Annotated in this window: 21 protein-coding genes; 16 read left to right on the forward strand and 5 right to left on the reverse strand. The window is 64.4% G+C overall.

Going from position 1 to position 21,119, the window contains the following annotated elements; genetic code table 11:
* Positions 1-119 precede the first annotated feature (119 nt).
* From DSAT_RS03740 to DSAT_RS03770, 7 genes are all read left to right on the forward strand, one after another.
* Positions 120-671: an RNA polymerase sigma factor gene (locus tag DSAT_RS03740; protein WP_020886253.1), complete on the forward strand. Its 552-nt coding sequence runs from the start codon at positions 120-122 to the stop codon at positions 669-671.
* 220 nt (positions 672-891) lie between these two features.
* Positions 892-1,401, forward strand: coding sequence for a DUF134 domain-containing protein (locus DSAT_RS14780; RefSeq protein WP_020886254.1), 510 nt, complete (start codon positions 892-894; stop codon positions 1,399-1,401).
* A 71-nt stretch (positions 1,402-1,472) separates the two neighbouring features.
* Positions 1,473-1,862 (forward strand): hypothetical protein, encoded by a 390-nt coding sequence (locus tag DSAT_RS03750; protein WP_020886255.1) that lies wholly within the window; start codon positions 1,473-1,475, stop codon positions 1,860-1,862.
* 238 nt (positions 1,863-2,100) lie between these two features.
* Complete coding sequence (locus tag DSAT_RS03755; RefSeq protein ID WP_020886256.1) at positions 2,101-2,790, forward strand: NifB/NifX family molybdenum-iron cluster-binding protein; 690 nt, start codon at positions 2,101-2,103, stop codon at positions 2,788-2,790.
* A gap of 4 nt (positions 2,791-2,794) precedes the next feature.
* Entirely contained in the window at positions 2,795-3,661 is an 867-nt protein-coding gene (locus tag DSAT_RS03760; RefSeq protein WP_020886257.1) for a nucleotide-binding protein, read from the forward strand.
* Positions 3,654-4,571, forward strand: coding sequence for an ATP-binding protein (locus DSAT_RS03765; RefSeq protein ID WP_020886258.1), 918 nt, complete (start codon positions 3,654-3,656; stop codon positions 4,569-4,571). The genes DSAT_RS03760 and DSAT_RS03765 overlap by 8 nt, the downstream gene beginning before the upstream one ends.
* Positions 4,568-4,954: a NifB/NifX family molybdenum-iron cluster-binding protein gene (locus tag DSAT_RS03770; RefSeq protein ID WP_020886259.1), complete on the forward strand. Its 387-nt coding sequence runs from the start codon at positions 4,568-4,570 to the stop codon at positions 4,952-4,954. The genes DSAT_RS03765 and DSAT_RS03770 overlap by 4 nt, the downstream gene beginning before the upstream one ends.
* A gap of 400 nt (positions 4,955-5,354) precedes the next feature.
* On the opposite strand, the gene DSAT_RS03775 is transcribed toward DSAT_RS03770, so the two are convergent.
* The 3 genes from DSAT_RS03775 to DSAT_RS03785 are packed head-to-tail and all read right to left on the reverse strand — an operon-like array spanning position 5,355 to position 7,268.
* Positions 5,355-6,218, reverse strand: a complete 864-nt coding sequence (locus DSAT_RS03775; RefSeq protein ID WP_020886260.1) for a universal stress protein — start codon at positions 6,216-6,218, stop codon at positions 5,355-5,357.
* Positions 6,219-6,249: 31 nt separating this feature from the next.
* Positions 6,250-6,747: a PocR ligand-binding domain-containing protein gene (locus DSAT_RS03780; protein ID WP_040370755.1), complete on the reverse strand. Its 498-nt coding sequence runs from the start codon at positions 6,745-6,747 to the stop codon at positions 6,250-6,252.
* Positions 6,748-6,806: 59 nt separating this feature from the next.
* Positions 6,807-7,268: a hypothetical protein gene (locus DSAT_RS03785; protein WP_020886262.1), complete on the reverse strand. Its 462-nt coding sequence runs from the start codon at positions 7,266-7,268 to the stop codon at positions 6,807-6,809.
* Positions 7,269-7,579: 311 nt separating this feature from the next.
* Between DSAT_RS03785 and hypF the strand changes: the two genes are divergently transcribed.
* Positions 7,580-9,940 carry a carbamoyltransferase HypF gene (hypF, locus tag DSAT_RS03790; protein ID WP_020886263.1) on the forward strand — a complete coding sequence of 787 codons (2,361 nt, stop codon included), beginning with the start codon at positions 7,580-7,582 and terminating at the stop codon, positions 9,938-9,940.
* On the opposite strand, the gene DSAT_RS03795 is transcribed toward hypF, so the two are convergent.
* Positions 9,900-10,487 carry a BON domain-containing protein gene (locus DSAT_RS03795; RefSeq protein WP_020886264.1) on the reverse strand — a complete coding sequence of 196 codons (588 nt, stop codon included), beginning with the start codon at positions 10,485-10,487 and terminating at the stop codon, positions 9,900-9,902. The genes hypF and DSAT_RS03795 overlap by 41 nt on opposite strands.
* Before the next feature lie 211 nt (positions 10,488-10,698).
* On the opposite strand from DSAT_RS03795, the gene DSAT_RS03800 reads away from it, so the two are divergent.
* On the forward strand, positions 10,699-12,765 hold the full coding sequence (locus tag DSAT_RS03800; RefSeq protein ID WP_020886265.1) for an elongation factor G: 2,067 nt from the start codon (positions 10,699-10,701) through the stop codon (positions 12,763-12,765).
* Positions 12,766-12,963: 198 nt separating this feature from the next.
* Here DSAT_RS03800 and DSAT_RS03805 read toward each other — a convergent pair whose 3' ends face one another.
* Positions 12,964-13,584, reverse strand: coding sequence for a PHP domain-containing protein (locus DSAT_RS03805; protein ID WP_020886266.1), 621 nt, complete (start codon positions 13,582-13,584; stop codon positions 12,964-12,966).
* A 133-nt stretch (positions 13,585-13,717) separates the two neighbouring features.
* On the opposite strand from DSAT_RS03805, the gene DSAT_RS03810 reads away from it, so the two are divergent.
* The 7 genes from DSAT_RS03810 (at position 13,718) to DSAT_RS03835 (ending at position 21,076) form a co-directional block, all read left to right on the forward strand.
* Complete coding sequence (locus DSAT_RS03810; protein WP_020886267.1) at positions 13,718-15,040, forward strand: BPG-independent phosphoglycerate mutase family protein; 1,323 nt, start codon at positions 13,718-13,720, stop codon at positions 15,038-15,040.
* Positions 15,037-15,612 carry a nucleotidyl transferase family protein gene (locus DSAT_RS03815; protein ID WP_020886268.1) on the forward strand — a complete coding sequence of 192 codons (576 nt, stop codon included), beginning with the start codon at positions 15,037-15,039 and terminating at the stop codon, positions 15,610-15,612. Before DSAT_RS03810 ends, DSAT_RS03815 begins: the two co-directional genes overlap by 4 nt.
* Before the next feature lie 280 nt (positions 15,613-15,892).
* Complete coding sequence (locus DSAT_RS03820; protein ID WP_020886269.1) at positions 15,893-16,414, forward strand: type 1 glutamine amidotransferase domain-containing protein; 522 nt, start codon at positions 15,893-15,895, stop codon at positions 16,412-16,414.
* 80 nt (positions 16,415-16,494) lie between these two features.
* Positions 16,495-17,100, forward strand: a complete 606-nt coding sequence (locus tag DSAT_RS03825; RefSeq protein WP_020886270.1) for a Maf family protein — start codon at positions 16,495-16,497, stop codon at positions 17,098-17,100.
* Positions 17,101-17,205: 105 nt separating this feature from the next.
* Positions 17,206-18,078 carry an abortive infection family protein gene (locus tag DSAT_RS15085; RefSeq protein ID WP_020886271.1) on the forward strand — a complete coding sequence of 291 codons (873 nt, stop codon included), beginning with the start codon at positions 17,206-17,208 and terminating at the stop codon, positions 18,076-18,078.
* A 904-nt stretch (positions 18,079-18,982) separates the two neighbouring features.
* Positions 18,983-19,525 carry a CBS domain-containing protein gene (locus tag DSAT_RS03830; RefSeq protein WP_020886273.1) on the forward strand — a complete coding sequence of 181 codons (543 nt, stop codon included), beginning with the start codon at positions 18,983-18,985 and terminating at the stop codon, positions 19,523-19,525.
* A 69-nt stretch (positions 19,526-19,594) separates the two neighbouring features.
* Complete coding sequence (locus DSAT_RS03835) at positions 19,595-21,076, forward strand: SLC13 family permease (RefSeq protein ID WP_020886274.1); 1,482 nt, start codon at positions 19,595-19,597, stop codon at positions 21,074-21,076.
* Positions 21,077-21,119 lie beyond the last annotated feature (43 nt).

Below are 21,119 nucleotides of genomic sequence, written 5' to 3' on the forward strand. Positions count from 1 at the left end.
ATCCTGACATAACCAAGACCAACACATGCACTGCCAGCCTCGACGACTAAAAACACCTGCCATACCAGCTTCATGGCGACATGAGATAAAGCAGGAATGGTATCGGAGGCAAGGACAACATGGCTGGCAACGACATCACGATCACGCATCGCATGGCGAATGGTGATTCATCATCCTGGATCGAGTTCATGAAGGATAACGGATCATTCATGCAGACCGTGATCCAGCGCACCATCGCCCAATACGATGGATCGCGCTGCGACACGGATGTGGAAGACGCGCTTCAGGACGTCATGGTGCGACTGGTCGCCAACCAGGGACGACTCTTGCGCAGCTATGATCCCGAACGCGCCTCGTTGCGCACCTGGCTGGCCGTGATCGCCCGCTCGGCGGCCCTGGACGCGCTGCGCAAACGCCCGCGCGGCATGGTCGCGATGGACGATTCGATCATCGAGCAGATCGCCGACAAACCCCAGGAGACGGGCTCTGAGCGGCTTTTCCCCCATCCCGCCCTGAGTGGCCGCCAAAACGCCGTCATGGAACTGCTTTTCGACCACGACCTCGACGTGAAGGAGATCGCCAGGCTGCTCGACATCGGTTGCCAGACCGTGCGAAGCCTCAAGCACCAAGCCATAACCAAGCTGCGCGGGCTTGCCACGGCCACCGCCTGACCTCGCCCTGACCCGGCAGCAATTGCCGCCCGCCTGCCGCACGGGGAAATTTCTGCCGCTCTCCCCGATTCTGCCGCCAATGGCCGCGCAAACGTGCGGCGCCACGGCCCCGCCCGCGCAGAACCGCGCTGAAAGAACGGTGTTCATTTTTCCTACCTCCTCCCCTTGACCTTTTCCCAGGTTTGCTTATTTTGAAATCAGTTTCAAAAAAGGAGCAGCCATGGGACGCCACAGAAAATGCCGCCGCATCGAGGGCCGCTACGACGTGAGCTTCTTCAAGCCCAGGGGAATCCCCATGAGCGAGTTGACCGGCGTCTCGGTGCCCGTGGACGGCATCGAAGCCATGCGCCTCGTGGACGCCGAGGGCCTGAGCCAGGAGGAGGCCGCAGGCCGCATGGGCGTGTCCGCGCCCACGCTGTGCCGCATCCTGGCGGCGGCCCGCTCGACCGTGGCCAGGGCGCTTGCGGGCGGCATGGCTATCCGCATCGACGACCCGCGCAAGGAGACCGGCTCCGAGGACGCTGGCCCATGCCAAACCGCCATGGCGGCGTTCGCGGGTGACATCCCCAACGGCCCCGGCGGAACATCCGTGGACGGCGAGACCCCCGCGAGCGAGAGTTCCGAAGCGGCTCGCCCGAATCCGGGCGGCTCAGGCCGGGGCTGCCGGGGAGCGGGAGGAGGCAGGGGCAAACGCGGTTGCGGCAAAGGCTTTGGACACGGCCGGAAGTGATTTCAACATAACCCTGCAACGCCGCTGCGAGGCGGCCCACGGAGCGGACACGGTCCGCAAGGAGCAATGTCATGAGACAAGGAAACATGGGACAAGGATTCGGACGCGGTGGCAAGAGACGCGGCAACATGGCCGGACAATGCCGGTTCGGCTCTCCCGTCTTCGGCGGCGCACAGGACGGCCGCCAGGACCAGGAGCAAGGCTTCGAGCGCGGACAAGGCCAGGGCTTCAAGCGGCGCGGCGTGTTTTCCGTGACGCCCGCCGCTTCCGACGGCCAGACGGACGCGGCTGGGCAGCCCGAGGTACCCGAATCCGTGAGCGCCACGCCACGGCAGACCGACCTACAAGGCGACCGTGACCCGACCAGCGAGGACCAGCCCGCTCCCGGCGCCTTCGGCCAAGGCGGGCGCTGCCGCATGCTGAGACGGCGCGACGGCTCCTGCCGGGGGCTTGGCCGCTGATCCCGCCACCGTCCCGCCGCCTTCGACAGACACGGCCCCGGCCTCCAAAGACCGGGGCCACGGCGTTTCCGATTCACCCCGCAACTTCCCCCACGAGGCTCCACGCACACGCACCGCCGTCGCTTTCCGCCCCGCCATGCGTCTCTAACTTTCTCCCGCATCATTTTCGCTCGGAAGGTTGACGCGCCCCGGCCCAGGCATTATGCTCATATGAGCAAAAAGGAGAAAGGGGGTCTTTGTGCCGCGCCCACCCATCTGCCGCCGTATCGCCATCAGCCCCAGGGCCACCTATTTCAAGCCCAGGGGCGTGCCCTTGCGGGAGTTGAGCGAAAGCTATCTGCCCGTGGAAGGCCTCGAAGCGCTCCGGCTCGCGGACCTGGAAAACCTGACCATGGAGCAGGCCGCCGCGCGCATGAACGTCTCGCGCCACACATTTGGCCGCATCCTGGCCAAGGCCAGACGCGCCGTGGCCGACGCCTTGGTCAATGCCCGGGCGCTGTACATCGAGGGCGGCAAGTACACGGTCAGGCCCAACGACCGTGTGGCAGACGAACCACCAACAAAGGAGTCAGTCATGACCACAATCGCCGTCAGCGCCGAGGAACCCGGACTCGACGGCCCGGTCGATCCCCGTTTCGGCCGCGCCGCAGGCTTTGTGATCGTGGACATCGAAGCCGGAAGCGCGAGCTACGTGGACAACGGCGCATCCCAGACCATGGCTCATGGCGCGGGCATCCAGGCTGCCGAAATCCTGGCCCGAAGCGGCGCGGGAGTCCTGCTCACTGGCGTTGTCGGCCCCAAGGCCTTCGATGCGCTCACGGCTGCGGGAATCAAGATCGGCCAAGACATGGGCGGCATGACCGTGGGCCAGGCCGTGCAGCGCTATCAGGCCGGGCAGGTCGTTTTTTCCGACCGGCCGGGCAAGTAGCGCCATGATCGTCGCCATCGCCAGCGGCAAGGGGGGCACGGGCAAGACCACTGTCGCGGCCTCGCTCGCGGCCGTGTGGCCCCGGCCCGTGGTTGCCGTCGATCTCGACGTGGAGGAGCCCAACCTGGACCTCTTCCTTGCTCCCCGCATCGAAAGCATCGAGCACGCCTGGCTCGAAATTCCCGTGCCCGATCCGGTGCGCTGCACGCTCTACGGGGCCTGCACAGAGCTTTGCCAGTTCAAGGCCCTGGGCATCCTCGGCGGCAGGCTGGTCGTCTTTCCCGAGATGTGCCACGGCTGCGGCGGATGCCTGGGCATTTGCGAACATCAGGCCCTCTCGTCCGGCAAGCGCGAACTGGGCAGCGTGGAATCCGGCATGGCGGGCGATGCGCATTTCCTCATGGGCCGTTTGCGCGTGGGCGAGGCCATGAGTCCGCCCCTAATGCGCGAAGTACTGCGCCGTCTCTTTGCCCTGCTGGGCAAGGGGCCGTGCGACGCGATCATCGATGCGCCTCCGGGCGTGAGTTGCCCGGCCATGACCGCGGTGGCGGAAAGCGACTGCATCGTCCTCGTGGCCGAACCCACGCCTTTCGGATTTCACGACTTTGCCCTGGCCGTGGAGGCCTTCACGCCGCTTTGCAAGCCCATGGCCGTGGTCGTCAACCGCGCGGGGCTCGGCGACGACTCGGTGGAAAAACTCTGCCGCGACAAAGGGCTGCCCGTGCTGGCCCACATCCCCTTCGAGCGGGACATAGCGCAACGCTACTCCAGGGGAGAAGTCATCGCCCATGCCAGCGAGCGGCTCGGCGAAATCTTCGTCTCGCTGGCGGCGTCCATTCCGGCGCTCGCCGAGGAGCAATCCCATGCATGAAATCGTCGTGGTCAGCGGCAAGGGCGGCACCGGCAAGACGTCCATCCTCGCGGCCTTCGCCCACCTGGCCCCGAACAAGGTCGTTTGCGACCTGGATGTGGACGCGCCGGACCTGCACATCCTCCTGGATCCCCAAATCAATCGGCGCGAAGATTTCATCTCCGGCAACGAAGCGCGCATCGACCCGGCCGCCTGCGAAAGCTGTGGCATCTGCGCCTCGGTCTGCCGTTTCAATGCCATCTCGCCCAAGGACGGCAAGTTCGTCATCGATCCCGTGCGCTGCGAGGGCTGCAAGGTCTGCGTGGTCTGGTGCCCCGAAGGGGCGGTGGAGTTTCCCGAGCGGCGTTGCGGCGAGTGGTATCGAAGCGAGACGCGCTTCGGTCCGATGATCCATGCCCGGCTCTTCCCCGGTTCGGAGAATTCCGGCCGCCTGGTCACGCTTTTGCGTCGCGAGGCTCGCGCCCTGGCCGAACAGCACGGCCTCGAACTCATCCTGTCCGACGGCTCGCCGGGCATCGGGTGCCCGGTCATCAGTTCGCTTGGCGGCGCGAGCCTTGCCGTGGCCGTGACCGAGCCCACGCCCTCGGGAATCCACGACCTTGCGCGCGTGGCCGAACTCTGCGGCCACTTCCGGGTGCCCGTGGCCGTGATTGTCAACAAGCACGACCTCAATCCCGAACGTACCGCCGCCATCGAAAGTCTGTGCCGCGACAAGGGTTACATCCTGGCTGGAAAACTCCCCTTCGATCCGGCCATGACGAAGGCCATGCTCGAGCGCAAGGCCATAACCGAAATCCACGCTTCGCCCCTGGCCGGGACGCTGCGCGAGATATGGAACGCCATTGAGCGGGCCGCGCCGGGCGCGGATCGCGCGGGCGTTCACGAAACCACCAAAGGAGAACTGGTGTGAGCACAACCCTGATCGCAATTCCATCGGAACAGCCCGGAGGGCTCCTCGCCCCCGTCGGGCAGCACTTCGGCCATTGCGAACTCTTCACCCTGGTCGAAGTAAAGAACGGCGAAGTGTCCGGCGTCACCACGCTGCCGAACATGCCGCACGAGCACGGCGGCTGCATGGCCCCGGTCAACTACCTGGCCCAGAACGGCGTGAACGCGCTCATCGCGGGCGGCATGGGCATGCGGCCGCTCATGGGCTTCTCGCAGGTCGGCATCGACGTCTTCCTGGGGGAAGTCGGACAGCCCGTCTCGCGGGCCGTGGAGGCGTTCCTCTCCGGTGGCCTGCGCCGCTTCTCGCCCGAGTTCACCTGCGGCGGCCAGGACTGCGGTTCCTGACGAAACTTCAGGAGGAGGCTCCGGCCTCCTCCTGACCTCCTCCGCCAGGGGGCAGGCCGTCCCAAAAGCACCGTCTGCTGCGTTGCCGCGAAAGCGCCGACCCCTCGCGTATGTCATATACGCGTCGGGCCCGGCGCTTTCTTGCGCCTTGCATCCGGCGCCTTTGGAACGACCTGCGAAACATCGGGATCCGGGGAAATCATCTCCCCGGGGGTGAGCCTCCGGCGGGATGCGGGGCAAAGCCCCGATTCGACAGTCCAGGCGAGGCGTCAAAAACCGCGAGGGCAAGGCGAGAGAGGCGGGCAAGGCCGACGCGTATTACAAATACGCGAGGATTTGCCCGGCTCGAAACAACGCAGCCATCGCGGATTTTTCACGCCTCGGCGCAGGTGGTGCGTTTTCAGCGGCCCCCGGCAGAGCGGTTGAGGCTCAGGGTAGGACAGGCCGCGTTCTGCGAGACATAGGCCAGCACGGAATCTGCCTCAGGTTCGAAGACGCTGTTTTCGGCGCGGCGATGGGCCATGACGATCAGGTCCGCCTCCGTATCGAGGGCGTGCTCGACAATGGTTTGGCGGGGCTCCCCGGACGAGACGTCGAAGGCCTCGAAGGGGCGCCCGGCCACGTCTTTGGCGTAATGCGCGGCCAGGGTGCGCCGGATGTCGCCGACGGCCTCATCGGTCAGCGGCCGAGGCGACTCGACCACATGCAGGATGCGCAGCTTGGCCTCCAGCCCCTCGGCGAGCTCGGCCGCGTAACGCACTGCGTGATCCGATTCGCGCGAGAAGTCCGTGGCCGCGAGGATGCGAGAAAATCGAAGCGGCATACGGCCAAACGGCTTCGATACGACGAGCACCGGGCAACGCGCGCCCAGACAGAGACGGTTCAGCGTGTGCAGATGTCTGGCCCGGTCCTGAGAGAATGGCTTGCCCTCCTCCATATCCCAGCCCGCCACGATGAGGTCCGCGCCCATACGCCAGGCGAAGCGCTGCGCCTCCACTTCCGTGAAGCCGCAGGTCGTCTCCACGGCGCATCCGGTCCCGCCGCCCAGGCGCTCGCGGAAATACGCCTCCAGCACGGCCTTGCGCTCTTCCGCCTCCTCTGGCGGCGGCGTCCCGAAAAGCGTATCCCAGCAATGCCCGGCCTCGTGCAGCACACACAAGACGTACAACCTGGCCCGGCAGTGCGAGGCCAGGGCCACGGCCGCTTCGGACGCGTCCGCGCACATTCCCGACGGCGTGATCAAAAGCACTATACGCTGAAACATGCTCCACCTCCCTCGCCTTGCGAGGCGCTCTTCAGGCAGCTCCGCTGGTCATCCGAGACACTTGGTCCCGCGCCAAGGCGACCGCCTCGGCCAATTCATCGTCTGTGATGGGACGGCAATCCTGAGCCAGGATCCCGATCTTTTCGCCGGAAAGGCCGTTCGCCGACGCAATGCACAGCGTGTCCACCTCTCCCGAGGCGGGCAGTCGGCCACATCCTCCCACGACACCCAGAAAATCCCCATTCACCTTCACAGGCACGCAGAATTTGCAAAGCCCCGCGTCGCACTCGCCCGAAACGGGCAAGCCCGTTTCCCTGGCCTGGCGCATGAAATGACCGTTGGCCACGGCGCAAATAGCACTGGCCGAGGCGGGGTTGTCCTTGATGACAGGACACAAGGAATTGCCCCAATTGACAAAGGTCGTCACCCTTGCTCCATTCGCGTCGAAGGCTGCGGCGTTCATGCCGTAGCGCTCATGAAGCAGCTTTTCCAGCCGCAGCAGGTCGGCCCCGAAGCGTTCGCGCAGCATATCCATGAAACCCTCCATGTTCCGTTGCAGCGTTCAATATGAAAAGAGATACCGAGGCGTCAGGCGCAGGCTCTCGGAGCTTGGCCGGGCGGAGCGATGCTCCTTTGCATGGCCGCGCGGCGCGGCGGCGACGCGGTGAAACCTTTTAAGATCGACGGAGGTTCGTAAGCGCAGCCGGGCAGGACCAGTCGCGAGAGATCGCCCATCGAAAGCGCGCAGAGCACGTCCATGACCTGCCCGCCGACCCAGGGCATGACCGCCACCCCGGCCCCGGAAAGAAGCCGCGCAAGACTCGGGCACAAGCCTCCGCAAACCAAGAGGTCCGTCCGGGCCGCGCACAGGATGCGCACTACCTCCTCGGCCGCGTCGCCGTCCTGCACGTCCATGTCGCTCGCCTCGGGCCGAGGCGCGAACCCCCGCGCCTCGAAGACGCCCCTGACGGCCTCGAAAAACCTGAATTCGGCGGCATTCTCGAGCAGCACGGCGATCCGGTCCCGATATGTGGCCAGGCACACGCGCATCGGCCATTCTCCCGCGCGTTCGGGCCAAAACCACCGCCCTTGAACGCCTCCGCGCAGGTCATTCAGGGCCGTGGCTACCCTCCGCGACGTCGATGCTTGAGCATGGCTCGTGCCATGCTGGAATCGTATTCAATACCGATTGGTTATGGGTGTTGGCGAGCGTCGCGCCACAGGCCGCGGGCGGTGGAAAACGCGCTGCCCCCATACCGCGGCGGGCGCGTTTCTCGCCCGCAAGCCGCCCCGGACGCGGTCGCATGGTGAACATTGACGCAGGGACGCTCTTGGGGCCAAAAGAATCTCTGGAACCACACATGGAAAAAAGCAGAACGGCTCGTCAACGGCTCGTCGTCACCGGCCAGGTGCAGGGCGTCGGATTTCGTCCTTTCGTCTATCGCCTGGCCATGGAAGGCGGGCTCAGCGGAGAGGTGCGAAACGCCCCGGAGGGCGTGGTCATCGAAATCCAGGGCGACGAGCCCATGGTCGCGGCCTTTGCCGGACGGCTGCAAGCCGAACTGCCGCCGCTCGCGCGCATCGTCACCTTGTCCGTACAGGATGTTTCGCCCCGTGAGGACGAATCGACCTTCGTCATCGCCAAAAGCCATGCGGGCGAGGGGCACAGCGTGCTCATCTCGCCCGACACCGCGACCTGCGAAGACTGTCTGGCCGAGTTCAACGACCCCGCCGACCGCCGCCACCTCTACCCGTTCATCAACTGCACCAACTGCGGCCCACGCTACACCATCACCCGCTCCATCCCCTACGACCGCCCCGTGACCTCCATGGCCTGCTTCCCGCTCTGCGAGGCTTGTCGCGCGGAATACGAAAATCCGCTCGACCGCCGCTTCCACGCTCAGCCCAACGCCTGCCCCGAGTGCGGGCCGCGCGTGTGGCTCACGGACGCGGCAGGCCAGGGGTTGGCCGAGGGCCGCGAGGCCGTGGCGGCCTGCGCGAGAACCCTGGCCGAGGGCGGCATCGCGGCGATGAAGGGGCTTGGCGGCTTTCATCTGGTCGTGGACGCGCGAAACGAGCGCGCAGTGGAGGAATTGCGGACCCGCAAGCACCGCAAGGACAAGCCCCTGGCGATCATGGTTCCCGATCTGGCCCAGGCGCGAGCCGTGGCCGAGATCGGCCCGGAAGAGGCCCGGCTCCTCACCTCGGCCGAGCGCCCCATCGTGCTCTGCGCAAAACGCCCGGACGCGTCGCTCGCTCACGGTATCGCCCCGGACACGGACTTCGTGGGACTCATGCTGCCCTACGCGCCGCTACAGCATGCGCTGCTGCACGAGTATGCGGCGCTGTACAGCCCCCCCCTGGCCCTGGTCATGACATCGGGCAACGTCTCGGGCGATCCTATCGCGCTTGGCAACCGCGAAGCCTTGGCGCGACTCTCGGCCATCGCAGACGTCTTCTTGCTGCATGATCGCGACATCCTCATCCGGGCCGACGACAGCGTGGTGCGCGTGGACGCGCAACGCCACGCGCCCGTGTTCCTGCGCCGCGCGCGCGGCTACACCCCGCGTCCGGTGTTCCTCTCGCGCCACGGCCCCTGCGTGCTCGGCACGGGACCGGAGCTCAAGAACACCCTGTGCCTGACCAAGGGCGACCAGGCCTTCGTGAGCCAGCACATCGGCGACATGGAGAACTTGCAGACCTTCGCCTTCTGGCAGGAGATCGCGGCCCACCTCGCGGACATCCTGCGCGTGCAGCCCGAGTTCATGGTCCACGACCTGCACCCGGACTACCTGACCACGCGCCATGCCCTGGAACAGGCCGGATATCCCGGAGGGTTGCCCGTGGCCCCGCTGCAACACCACTATGCCCACGCCCACGCCGTGCTGGCTGAGAACCGCTTCGAGGGCCGGGCCGTGGTTCTGGCCCTGGACGGCACCGGCTACGGCGAGGACGGCACGCTGTGGGGCGGCGAATGCCTGCTCGTGGACACCGAATCGCTCGACCACGCCCGGCTCGGTTGCCTGACCACGCTTCGCCTGCCTGGCGGCGAGGCGGCCATCCGCGAACCCTGGCGCGTGGCCCAGGCCGCGCTCCTCGAGCTGGGCGAGCGCGCGCCGGGCGCGCGACCCTGGCCCTGGCTGCAAAGCTTTGCGGCCGCCTCGAACGTGGTCGGCCAGATGCTCGACAAGGGATTGAACAGTCCCGCGACCACGAGTTGTGGTCGGCTCTTCGACGCCGCGGCCGGACTGCTTGGCCTCTCCATGACCATCGGCTACGAGGCGCAGGCGGCCATCGTCCTCGAACAGATCCAGGACCCGCTCGAAGGAAGCGCCTACCCCTGCCCGCTCATGGAAGAGAACGACCGCCTCGTGCTCGATGCCAGGGCTCTTCTGGCCGCCCTTTGGGCCGACCGCGCGGCCACACCCGCGCAGGCCGCGCGTCGCTTCCACCTGGGACTGGCCGCCGGGCTGACCGAGATGGCCGCGCGCGCGGCCGAGATCGCCGCCGTGGACACGGTGGGACTTTCCGGGGGGTGCCTTTTGAACATGACCCTGGCCCAAAAACTGGTCCGCTCCCTTTCCGGGCGCGGCCTGCGCGTGCTGTGTCACACCGAGCTTCCGCCCGGAGACGCCTGCGTTTCGCTCGGTCAGGCCGTGTGGGGGCGGCGGCGGCTCGAAATCAACTCTTGCGCGAACCGGTCGTCCCAGGCCGGGGCATAGTCCGCAGGAACGACTTCACGTTCTTGACGCCTTCGATGGCCTTGACGATGGAGATGGCCTTGTCTATCTCGGCCTGGCTGCCCACTATACCCACCAGCACCACGTCACACTGCACGATGGACAACTCGATGTTCGTGGCCGAGACGCCCGAAGTCCCGTACAGTTCGTAGTTCAGCTCGGCCCGCATCTGTTGGCGGTCCATGAAACCGCACTCCGAGTCCTGCTTGGGCAGCAGATAATGGTGGACCCGGTAGACTCCCTCGGTGGTCCGCGCGATCTGCAGCGCCTTGTCGCGCTCCATCTCACTCGAATACTCGCCCACGATATATGCCTCGTTCAGGAACGCATAGGGCGTGATGCCGAAGTAGCTGACTTCGCTGTCCGAGGCGTAGGCCGCCTCTATCCTGGTTTTGATCTGCCTGTCCTGGGCGATCTGGGCGGTGCTGCGCTCATCCACGACCGTGCCGTACACGGCACCCCAGGGTGTGGCGCTGCCGCATCCCGCCAAAAAGGCCGCGAAAACCATGATCCAAAACAGTCTGAACATGATCTCCTCCTGGCCTGGCTTGCCGCTTTATGGCAAATGGCCAACAATTTCAATTTATTATCAGAATACCTGCAAGTCGGCAACGCTTGACAATCTCGCGTCGGACTACCTATAGCTTGAAGCCTTGGAAACTCACGGAGTTCATACTCCAAAGCGGGAGACGATGGCAAAGGGTTCTGACGGACGTTCCAACTGACATCAGGAGTGCTGCATGCTGGACCTGCTTGCATCCCAGCGCACATACGCGCTGGTCGGACATGGCGGCTCGGGAAAGACCTCGGTGGCGGAGATGCTTCTCTTCACTGCCGGTTCCCTGGACAGGCTCGGTAAAATCGAGGAAGGGACCACCTGCCTCGACCATGAACCCGAGGAAGTCAAACGGCGCGGCAGCATCCAGCCCGGCTTCGCACGCCTGCTCTGGAAAAAGAACCCCCACTATCTCATCGACTCTCCCGGCGACAACAACTTCATCGGCGACGCCGCCTTTCTCCTGACCGCCGCCGACGGCGTGGTGCTGGTCATCGATGCCGTGGACGGAGTCAAGCCCCTGACCCGCAAGATATGGTCGCAGGTCAAGCAGGCCGGACTTCCCGGCCTGATCTTCATCAACAAGATGGACCGCGACCGGGCCGATTTCGACATGGCCCTTGCGAGCATCTCGGAGCAGCTCGGCGTAAAGCCCGTGCTCCTGCACATGCCCATTGGCCAACGCGAGAGCTTCAGCGGCGTGGTAGACGTGCTCGCGGGCAAGGCCTACTCCTTCGACGGCAAGGGAGGGCTCACGCCCACGGATGTCCCCGCCGACATGGTCGACGACCTCTCCTTGATGCGTGAAACCATGATCGAGAACATCGCCGAGTCCGACGAAGCGCTGATGGAGGCCTACCTCGAAGAGGGCCAGCTCACTCCCGAACAGATAGAGAAGGGCCTTTCGCTCGGTGTGGCTTCGGGCGCGCTCGTGCCCGTGGCCGTGGGCTCCGCCCTGGAGAACAAGGGCGGCGGACTGCTTCTGGACGCCATCCAGGGGCTTTTGCCCTCGCCGCTTGGCCATGCTCCCTTCACGGGCGACGACGGCTCACAGCGAATTTCCTCGCCGGACGAGCCCGTGGCCGCCTTCGTTTGCAAGACCATCGCCGACCCCTACGCCGGACACCTCTCGGTGCTGCGCGTGCTTTCGGGCCAGCTTTCGGGCGATATGACCCTGGCCAACCCCGATCGCGACGGCAAGGAGCGCATCGGCCAGCTTCTCTTTCTCAAGGGCAAGGAGACCACGCCCTGCAAGGAAGTCCTCGGTCCTGGGGCCATCGTGGCCGTGGCCAAGCTCAAGAACACCCACACCGGCGACACGCTGTGCGACGAAAAGAGTCGTTTCGTGCTCGAGCGCCCGGTCCTGCCGCCGCAGCTCATCACCTACGCCCTGGCCGCCGCCGAGAAAGGCGAGGAAGACAAGGTCTTCCAGGCCATCCACAAGCTCCTGGAGGAGGACATCACCCTGCGCCTCTTCCGCGACGAGGAGACGGGCGACATCCTGCTCTCGGGCATGGGCCAGCTGCACATCGAGACCGCCGTGGAGAAGGCCCGCCGCCGTTTCAAGGTGGACGTGCTGCTGAAGACCCCCAAAGTCCCCTACCGCGAGACCTTCAAAGGCAAGGCCGACGTGCAGGGACGCCACAAGAAGCAGACCGGCGGACGCGGCCAGTTCGGCGACTGCTTCGTGCGCATCGAGCCGCAACCTTTGGGCGCGGGCTACGCCTTCGAGGACGCCATCGTGGGCGGCTCCATTCCCCGCCAGTACATCCCGGCCGTGGACAAGGGCATCCAGGAGTCGGCCGCGCGCGGCTACCTCTCGGGCAACCCTGTGGTCGACTTCAAGGCAGTGCTCTACGACGGCTCATACCACAACGTGGACTCCTCGGAGATGGCCTTCAAGATCGCGGGCTCCCTGGCCTTCAAGAAGGCCTGCGAAACCGCCGGGATGCGCCTGCTCGAACCCTACATGCTGGTCACGGTCTCTGTGCCCGACCAATACATGGGCGACATCATCGGCGACCTCTCGTCGCGGCGCGGCAAAGTGCTGGGCTCCGACTCCACGGGAGGAGTTACGGACGTCAAGGCGCACGTGCCCATGAACGAGATTCTGCGCTACGCGCCCGACCTTCGCTCCATGACCGGCGGTCAGGGCGTGTTCACCATGGAATTCTCGCACTACGAGGAAGCGCCGCCGCCCGTCACCGAGCGCGTGATCGCCGAATACAAGAAGTCGCGCGGCGAGGAATAATCCGCAGCCGCCCCAAAAATCCCGTCTGCGGCGTTGCAACAAAAGCGCCGGACCCTCGTGTATGCGAAATGCACGTCGGCTCCGGCGCTTTCTCGCATCTGACGCTTTTCGACGGCCTGCGAAACTGGGTTCGGACGCGCGGCTTTACCTGCGCGGGGCGCGGTCCGGATCGAGTATGCGTCCGGCTGGCGGGGACGATCAGGCGTGGAGCAGCGCCGCGAGGCTCCCGGCGGGACGGCACAGGCCGAGGTTCAGGGCCCGTACGAGGTCCGCGGGGCCGCGCACGGGCGCGAAGAAACGGGTCGGGGCACGGCCCATCTCCTCCATGGAGTGGGCGTCGCTGCCGCCGGTCAGGGTCGGGCAGTAGTGCCGGGCCAGGGCTCGGGCGCGAAGGTCGTGCTCGGGCAGGTTGCGGCCGTTGGCGATCTCCATGACTTGGCACAGGCCGTCGCGGAACACCGACTCGTCCGTCTCCCGGCCCGGCCGGAAGGGATGCGCGGCCACGGCCACGCCCCCGGCCCGTCGCACGCGCGGCAACAGCTCGGCGGCCGCAAGACCGGGCGCGAGGCCGGGAATGCCCCCGCCCGTGGGAGAAAAAAGCAGGAAATCGCCCTGCGGCGTCGCATATTCCATGCCTACCACCACGCACAGCCCGTCCTCGCGCAGCCCCTGCGCCAGCACCGAGGCGGCGCCGTCGGTCTCGTGATCCGTGATGCACAGACCGGCAAGCCCCAGGGCGCGGGCCGCCTCGACCGCCTCTTGGGGCGTCATGCGGCTGCACGGAGAAAAGGTGGTGTGGACGTGCAGATCGAAGAGCATGCCCCTGCATGCCACGTCGCGCGATTGCGCGCAAATGCGATTCCCCGATGCCTTTTTCCGCTCCCATCGGATTTCGGGATGCATCGGCTCCACGGTTGCAGCCGGACGACCAAGGCCGTACACATGAGGCGTCATGCCCACGAAATGCCTCTGCATACTCCTCGACGGCCTGGGCGACAGGACGCACGCCGCGCTCGACGGCCTCACGCCGCTTCAGGTCGCGGCCACCCCCTGCCTGGATTCCCTGGCCGCTGCCGGGGCCAACGGGCTCTACCATGCGGGCAGGCTGGGCCAGGCCCTGCCGAGCGAACTGGCCCACTTCGCCATGTTCGGCTACGAGCACGCGGAATTCCCCGGGCGCGGCCCCATCGAGGCCCTGGGCGCGGGGATCACGCCCGCGCCGGACGAGGTGGCCGTGCTGGCCCATTTCTGCTCTCTCACGGTACGCAACGACGGCCTGCATGTGCGCGCCGACAGGCCGCCCGGCGTGGACGACGATTTGCGCCGCAAGATATTTACGGAGGCGGCCTCGTTCGAGGACGAAGGGCTCATTGTCCGCCTCGTCCCGACCAAGGGGCTCTTCGGCGTGCTGCTCGTCTCGGGCGGGGCCGATCCGCGCTTCACCGACACCAACCCCATGACGGACGGCTGGCCGGTTCACCCCCTCGAACCGCTGGCCGAGGCGCACGGCGACGAAAGCGCGCGCCGCACGGCCCGCGTCCTTGGCCGCTATCTGCGCCGCGTCTTCCGCCTCCTCTCCGCCCTGCCCGAGAACCAAGAGCGCGAGGCGCGGGGCCTGCCGCCGGTCAACGGCCTGGTCACGCAGCGCCCCGGCCGCCTGGGCGCGATCGAGCCGTTTCGCGAGCGCACCGGCCTCTCGGGCTGCATCGTGGCCTCCGGCCCCCTGTACCTGGGGCTTGGCCGCTGCCTGGGCATGGAGACCATCGCGGACGACGACGGCGAGGACCCGGGCGAGGACCTTGCCCGGCGCATCGGGCTCGCGCGCGCGGCCCTTTCGCGGCACGATTTCGTTCATGTCCACTCCAAGGCACCGGACGAGGCCGCCCACGCCAAGAGTCCGTCGCGCAAGGTCGCGGCCATCGAGTCGCTGGACCGGGGGCTGGCCACGACGATCGGCCCCCTGCTCGACGACAAGGACCTCTTGCTGGCCGTGACCTCGGACCACTCCACGCCCTCGTCCGGCCCGCTCATCCATTCCGGGGAGCCCGTGCCGCTGTGCATGGTCGGCGCGGGGCTCAGACGCGACCAGGTGCGGACCTTCGATGAGGCAGCGGCTGCGCGCGGCAGCCTCGGCCCGGTGCGCGGCACGGAATTCATGCTCCTGGTGCTGAACGCCCTGGACCGGGCGCGGCTCTTGGGCATCCGCGACACGCCGCACGAGCGCCTCTACTGGCCCGCGGGGAGCGCGGCCTTCCGCCTCGAGGAGGACGAATGAGCCCGGCGGCTCCCCCGGCCGGGACGGGCGTGATCCACGGCCGCTTCCAGGTGCCGCACAACGACCACCTGCGCTATCTCCTGGCGGGCAAGGCGCTGTGCCGTTTCCTCTACGTGGGCGTGACCAACCCCGATCCCCTGCTGACCCGCGAGGACGCGGCCGACGCGCGGCGTTCCCTGGCCGAGGCCAACCCTCTGACCTTCTGGGAGCGCATGCTCATGTGCCGCGACATGCTTCTCGAAGCGGGCGTGCCGCGAGACGAGTTCGAGGTCGTGCCCTTTCCCGTCAACCTGCCCGAGCTTTGGGCGCACTACGTGCCGCTGGACAGCCTCTTCTTCGTCTCCATCTACGACGCCTGGGGCAGGGCCAAGGAGCGGCGCTTCCGGGAGCGGGACCTGCGGGTCCACGTGCTGTGGGAGGTGCGGCCCGAGGACAAGGGCATCAGCGGCAGCGACGTGCGCTCGCGCATGGCCGAGGGGCGGCCCTGGCGCGATCTGGTGCCGCCCGCCGTGGCCCGGCTGGCCGAGGCCTGGGATCTGCCGGGACGGCTCGGCGCGGCGCGCGCGCCGTAGCAGCCCGCCCGAGGCGTCATCGCCGCGATCCGGCCCGCTCTCGCGCGCGGCCGTCTGGTCAAACGAGATGCCCACGGCCTGCGCCCGCCGCGCTACCGGGCATCCGGCCCACGCGAGGCCGGAGTGCCGCCCCTGAAAGGCAAACCTCTCCTTCCCTTTTCCGCTCCACGCCTGCGCGCGATCCCGGACATCCGGAAGTTCGATCCGGCGTTGCCAGGGCGGCTCTTTTGTGGAATAGGCTGGCGGTAATTGCCGTAATCCGCGAATGAAGGAGTACGCCATGTACGATCCCAAAGCGTTGATCATCACCGCAGACGGCTTCGAGGACTCGGAGCTGCTCGTGCCCATGTACCGCCTGCAGGAGGCGGGGTTCTCGGTGGACGTCGCGGCCCCGGCCAAGGGAACGGTCACGGGCAAGCAGGGCTACGAGGTCGAGGCCAATCTGGCCCTGGACAAGATCGAATCGGCCGAGGGCTGCGGCTACAAGATCCTCGTCATCCCCGGCGGCAAGGCTCCGGCCAAGCTGCGCGAGATTCCCAAGGCCCTGGACATCGCCCGCGACTTCGCGGCTGCGGGCCTGCCCATCGCGGCCATCTGCCACGGACCGCAGGTGCTCATCTCGGCCGGGCTTCTACGCGGCCGCAAGGCCACCTGCTACAAGACGGTGCGCGAGGAGATGGTGGCCGCGGGCGTGGACTACCAGGACGCGGAGGTCGTGGTGGACGGTCAGTTCGTCACCTCGCGCCAGCCCTCGGACCTGCCCGCCTTCAACCACGAGATCATGAGGTTGCTCGGCGTCTGATTCCCGGCGCGGTTGACCGGCTCCGGCTCCTGGGCTAGGCATCCCCTGGCCGCGCATCCGCACGGCCAGGGGGAGTTCATATGCACGCCATCTACCGCGCCACCATGGATATCGTTCTGGCCTCGGCCTCGCCCAGGCGTCTCGAACTGCTGCAAGGCCTCGGGATCAGCTTTCGCGTCGTGCCCAGCACCTGCCCCGAGCCGCCGCCGGAGGGTCATGAAAAGCCCGAGGCGTATGCAATGCGCATGGCCCTGCAAAAGGCCCTGGAGGTCGCGGCGCTCCACCCCGGAAGCCTGGTCATCGGCGCGGACACCGTGGTCGCCGTGGGCGGCCAGATGCTGGGAAAGCCCGTGGACGAGGCCGACGCGCGGCGCATGCTGGGTCTGCTCGCGGGCCGCGAGCACCTGGTGGCCACGGGCTGCGCGCTTGTGCCGCCGGATGGCCCGGCGCGCACCTTCGCGGTCGGCACCCGCGTGACCATGATCGATCCGGGGCCTGCGGCCCTGGCTGCCTACGCGGCCACGGGCGAGCCCCTGGACAAGGCCGGAGCCTATGCCATCCAGGGCCAGGGCGCGTTCCTGGTGCGCAGCGTGGAAGGGTCCTACACCAACGTCGTGGGCCTGCCCCTGGCCGAGGTGCTTGAGACAGCAGTGTCTTTGGGGAGCGTGAGACCAGTGAAAGATTGACCCAAGCTGACATATTTTATATATAAAATATAAATTTGCTTTTTGTTTCCAAGCTATCCAGCCATATTTGATCCCTACCATCACCCAATTACGAGGTAGTGATTAATGACCAAAATCAATCCCAATGTAATCAGATTGTTAGCAAAGACAATTACTGGGGACAATCAAAAAGCACCCTACCTGAAGGGGCCTGATCTTGTAGACTTTTTTAACCAATTTGGGTTTGATGATCAATATAGCTGGAATGGAGGATTTCCAACACGCTGGGTATATGCAGAAGAAAAGATCAAAAGCTTGATTGAAATTGGAAAATTTCGCGATTTTCTAATTGAATTAGTCAATCCAGCTAGATTCATAGAGAGCGAAATCGACTTCACATCAACAATCGAATATATAAACCATCTACTATCTCACAATGATATCAAATTATCATATACCGGAAGAAAAGTGATTATTGATGGCTTGAAATCACATAGTATAGACTTCAAAAAGAAAATGAATGCATCTGACAAAGATTTTGATTCATTCATTGATGACCAAATAGTAAAATGCGATCGAAAAATTGAAAATGGCGACTATGATGGAGCAATTACAAACGCACGGACATTACTTGAAAGTGTACTCCATGAACTTGAAAGTAATTTATCCGCTGGCAACAACAAAAAAGATGGCGATCTGATCAAAATGTTCAAAAGAGTTAAAACTCTGATGAACATGAATGAAAAAGAATATCCTGGAAACAATGCCGTTCTCCAACTTATAAGTGGGATAACCTCCATTGTTAATGGGATTGCTACACTAAGTAACGAGATGGGTGATCGGCATGCCAGAGGGAAAAAACCACTAAAACATCATGCGATGCTGTGCGTAAACTCATCAAAAACAATTTGTGAGTTTATGACATCAAGCTTCATGCACCAAGCAAAGAACGGAAATATTATTTGCCATACTAAACAAGGAGGAAGCGAACGAGAATAACTCCTCATCTGTTTTGCAGAAAGAAGAATAAGCCAGGACACATAGAAAGCATGCACGTATTTCCTCAAGCGTGGTGGGCCTGCCCCTGGCCGAGGTGATTGAGGCGCTTTTGGGTTCCGGCGCGCTTGAATCTGCTCGGGGTTGAGGAACGCCTCGTGGCAGGCGGTGTTTCCCGAGGGGATCGCGTCCCCGAAGGGCAGCCCGAGGACGTGCCGCGAGGGCGCGCCTGACCAGCCAAGCCCCTCGCGGGCGCTGAATCCGAACCGCCCGAACTACCCCAGATCGCCAACTAGGACGACCCCGGGAGGCCCCTCCCCGCTTCCCCGCCAGCCCGCCGGATCGCGTGCCAGCCGCCTTCCCGGCCCCCTGCCGGATCGCCTGCCAGCCGCCTCCCGGCTCCCTGCCATACCGCCTGCCGAACGTCTGCCGAACGTCTGCCGAACGTCTGCCGCCCCCTTCCCGGCCCCCTGCCGCACGCCCGCCGAGTTGGACGGGAGAACACGCCGCGGCTTCGGAAAACATCCCCCTGGCCCCCGAGTCAGCGGCGGGCCCCCTTGTGATCGATCGAACGATCACCCCTGAATTCCACCAAACCCACGCAGCGCCGGTCCATCCATGGCCCCTGCCCCCTGACGGAAAACAGATGAAAAGTGCCATAACAAAACTTAACGCACTTTTTTTCACAAATACATTTTCCTCCCTGTGTCCTCCGAAATCTATGCAAGACAAGGGTTCCCAAGGATCACTATAATTAAAAAAAATTCATATTCTGTTAGATTTTTCCTTGACACAAAAGTTAGTCCAACTTATCACAAGCCAACTTGCATCATGGGAGAAGAGAACCTGAGACCTGCGGACGATCGCTCAACCTGTAACCGTGGATGACCTTGAAAAGGGACGCCAGATGGATTCGATCAAGACCAAAAAATTGATGATCCCAATTTCAGAATACGTGAGCGTCAAGGACGATGACACCTTGCGCGAATGCTTCAAGGCCTTCGAGAACTACAAAGCCGCGAAGGGCCAGGAGAAGGCCCACCGCGATGCGCTCGTCTTCTCCGAAACGGGGGAATTCAAGGGCGTACTGACCATGCTCGACATCTTTCTCGCACTCGAACCGACGTACAAAAAAATACTCCAGCAAAAGGACATCCCGAGCGCCCTCTCCAGCGAATACGTCTCGTCCCTGTACAAGGACTTCCAACTCTGGCCGGAGTCGCTGGCCAGGGTCTGTCCCAGGGCAGCGAACCTCAAGGTCTCCGAGGTCATCGGCCCTCTCGCCGAACAGTCCTTCGTGGACGTCGAAGACAGCCTGGACAAGGCACTGCATCGCTTCATCCTGGGTGTGCGCCAGCCGCTGCTCGTCACCGAGAATGGCAAGGTCGTTGGCGTGCTGCGCTACGGCGACATCTTCGAGGAAGTCCGCAAACTCATGCTTTCCTGCTAGCCGAATGAACACGACCGTTCAGCAACCAAAAACCTCAACGAACGACCTGCACTTCCAGGAGACAATCACATGAGCGCCACCGACGCGGCACAGCAGAAGTCATTCAACTGGTCCAAGCTTCTTCTTGCGATGCTTGGCCCGGCCCTTTTCTTCATCGTCTACTACTCTCCGCCCTGGCCCGACGCCGTCGATCCCCTAGGCGTGAGCTTCGCCCTCAGCCGCGAGGCCAAGGGCGCCCTGGCGGTCTTCCTCTGGGCGGGCCTGTGGTGGGTCTTCGAGGTCGTGCCCATCGGCGTCACCTCACTGCTCATCGGAACGCTCCAGGCCCTGTTCTTCATCAGGCCCGCAAAGGACGCCTACCGCGCCTTCATGGATCCCTCGGTACTCTTCATCTTCGGCTCCGTGGTCATCGGCTTGGTCTTCACCAAGACCGGTCTGACCAGGCGTCTGGCCTACAAGATGCTGAAGGTCGTGGGCGAACGCACGAGCATGATCTACCTGGGCTGCTTCTTCGTCACAGCCTTCCTGACCCTGTTCATGGCCCACACGGCCGTGGCCGCCACGGTCTACCCCCTGCTCCTGGCCATCTACAGCCTCTACGGTGAGGGCGACAAGGTCACCAAATTCGGCAAGGGCCTGTTCATCGGCATGGCCTACGTCGCGGGCGCGGGCTCCATCATCTGTCTGCTCGGCGCGGCGCGCGGCATCGTGGCCCTGGGCTTCTTCAAGGACTTGGCCGGGCAGGACATCTCGTTCTTCCAGTACCTCTATTACAACGCGCCGCTCGGTTTCCTCATGGTCGGTCTGCTGTGGTGCTTCATGATGTTCTTCTTCAAGCCGGAGAAGTCCACCATCCCCGGCCTGCGCAAGAAGGTCGAGGAACTCGACAAGAGCATGGGACCGATCACCAAGAACGAAAAGCTGGCCGCGGGCATCGTCCTCTCGGTCATCGCCTTCATGTCGCTGCAGTCCTTCATCCCGGCCCTGGCCCCCTACAACAAGTCCGCCGTCCTCTTGATCTCCACGATCACCTTCTTCGTGATCAAGATTCTGGACATCAACGACCTGGAAGCCATTCCCTGGAACATCATCCTGCTCTTCGCGGGCGCCATGTCCATCGGTTTCTGCCTCTGGGAGACTGGCGCGGCGCAATGGCTGGCCGTGAACTGGCTGACGATCTTCAAGGAAGCCAACTGGTTCGTCTTCGTCATGAGCATCGCGTTCTTCGTGCTCATCATGACCAACTTCATCATGAACGTCGCGGCCATCGCCATCTCGCTGCCCGTGGCCCTGGTCATTGCCCCCTATCTGGGCGTGGCCGGAGAGGTGGTGCTCTTCGCATCGCTGGCCACGGCGGGCATGCCCTTCGTTCTGCTCGTGGGCGCTGCGCCCAACGCCATCGCCTACGACTCCAAGCAGTTCACCTCGGGCGAATTCTTCAAGTACGGAATTATCGCCTCGGTCATGCTCATGGTGGTCTTGAGCCTCTTCGTCATGTTCATCTGGCCCCTCATGGGCATGCAGGTCACCCTGCCGGTCACGGGCGGATAAACGCAAACCCCACACCAACGCAAAAGGCCCCGGTCGCATGCGA

Origin of the sequence: Alkalidesulfovibrio alkalitolerans DSM 16529 (assembly GCF_000422245.1) — a bacterium.
GTDB lineage: Bacteria > Desulfobacterota > Desulfovibrionia > Desulfovibrionales > Desulfovibrionaceae > Alkalidesulfovibrio > Alkalidesulfovibrio alkalitolerans.

Excerpts from the sequence above, each read along its gene's own strand:
- DSAT_RS15085 (WP_020886271.1), top strand. The coding sequence starts at position 17,206 with ATGACCAAAATCAATCCCAATGTAATCAGATTGTTAGCAAAGACAATT.
- hypF (WP_020886263.1), top strand. The coding sequence starts at position 7,580 with ATGGAAAAAAGCAGAACGGCTCGTCAACGGCTCGTCGTCACCGGCCAG.
- DSAT_RS03805 (WP_020886266.1), bottom strand. The coding sequence starts at position 13,584 with ATGCTCTTCGATCTGCACGTCCACACCACCTTTTCTCCGTGCAGCCGC.
- DSAT_RS03825 (WP_020886270.1), top strand. The coding sequence starts at position 16,495 with ATGCACGCCATCTACCGCGCCACCATGGATATCGTTCTGGCCTCGGCC.
- DSAT_RS03775 (WP_020886260.1), bottom strand. The coding sequence starts at position 6,218 with ATGTTTCAGCGTATAGTGCTTTTGATCACGCCGTCGGGAATGTGCGCG.
- DSAT_RS03820 (WP_020886269.1), top strand. The coding sequence starts at position 15,893 with ATGTACGATCCCAAAGCGTTGATCATCACCGCAGACGGCTTCGAGGAC.
- DSAT_RS03760 (WP_020886257.1), top strand. The coding sequence starts at position 2,795 with ATGATCGTCGCCATCGCCAGCGGCAAGGGGGGCACGGGCAAGACCACT.
- DSAT_RS03740 (WP_020886253.1), top strand. The coding sequence starts at position 120 with ATGGCTGGCAACGACATCACGATCACGCATCGCATGGCGAATGGTGAT.
- DSAT_RS03795 (WP_020886264.1), bottom strand. The coding sequence starts at position 10,487 with ATGTTCAGACTGTTTTGGATCATGGTTTTCGCGGCCTTTTTGGCGGGA.
- DSAT_RS03765 (WP_020886258.1), top strand. The coding sequence starts at position 3,654 with ATGCATGAAATCGTCGTGGTCAGCGGCAAGGGCGGCACCGGCAAGACG.
- DSAT_RS03800 (WP_020886265.1), top strand. The coding sequence starts at position 10,699 with ATGCTGGACCTGCTTGCATCCCAGCGCACATACGCGCTGGTCGGACAT.
- DSAT_RS03810 (WP_020886267.1), top strand. The coding sequence starts at position 13,718 with ATGCCCACGAAATGCCTCTGCATACTCCTCGACGGCCTGGGCGACAGG.
- DSAT_RS03780 (WP_040370755.1), bottom strand. The coding sequence starts at position 6,747 with ATGCTGCGCGAACGCTTCGGGGCCGACCTGCTGCGGCTGGAAAAGCTG.
- DSAT_RS14780 (WP_020886254.1), top strand. The coding sequence starts at position 892 with ATGGGACGCCACAGAAAATGCCGCCGCATCGAGGGCCGCTACGACGTG.
- DSAT_RS03785 (WP_020886262.1), bottom strand. The coding sequence starts at position 7,268 with ATGCGCGTGTGCCTGGCCACATATCGGGACCGGATCGCCGTGCTGCTC.
- DSAT_RS03830 (WP_020886273.1), top strand. The coding sequence starts at position 18,983 with ATGGATTCGATCAAGACCAAAAAATTGATGATCCCAATTTCAGAATAC.
- DSAT_RS03815 (WP_020886268.1), top strand. The coding sequence starts at position 15,037 with ATGAGCCCGGCGGCTCCCCCGGCCGGGACGGGCGTGATCCACGGCCGC.
- DSAT_RS03835 (WP_020886274.1), top strand. The coding sequence starts at position 19,595 with ATGAGCGCCACCGACGCGGCACAGCAGAAGTCATTCAACTGGTCCAAG.
- DSAT_RS03750 (WP_020886255.1), top strand. The coding sequence starts at position 1,473 with ATGAGACAAGGAAACATGGGACAAGGATTCGGACGCGGTGGCAAGAGA.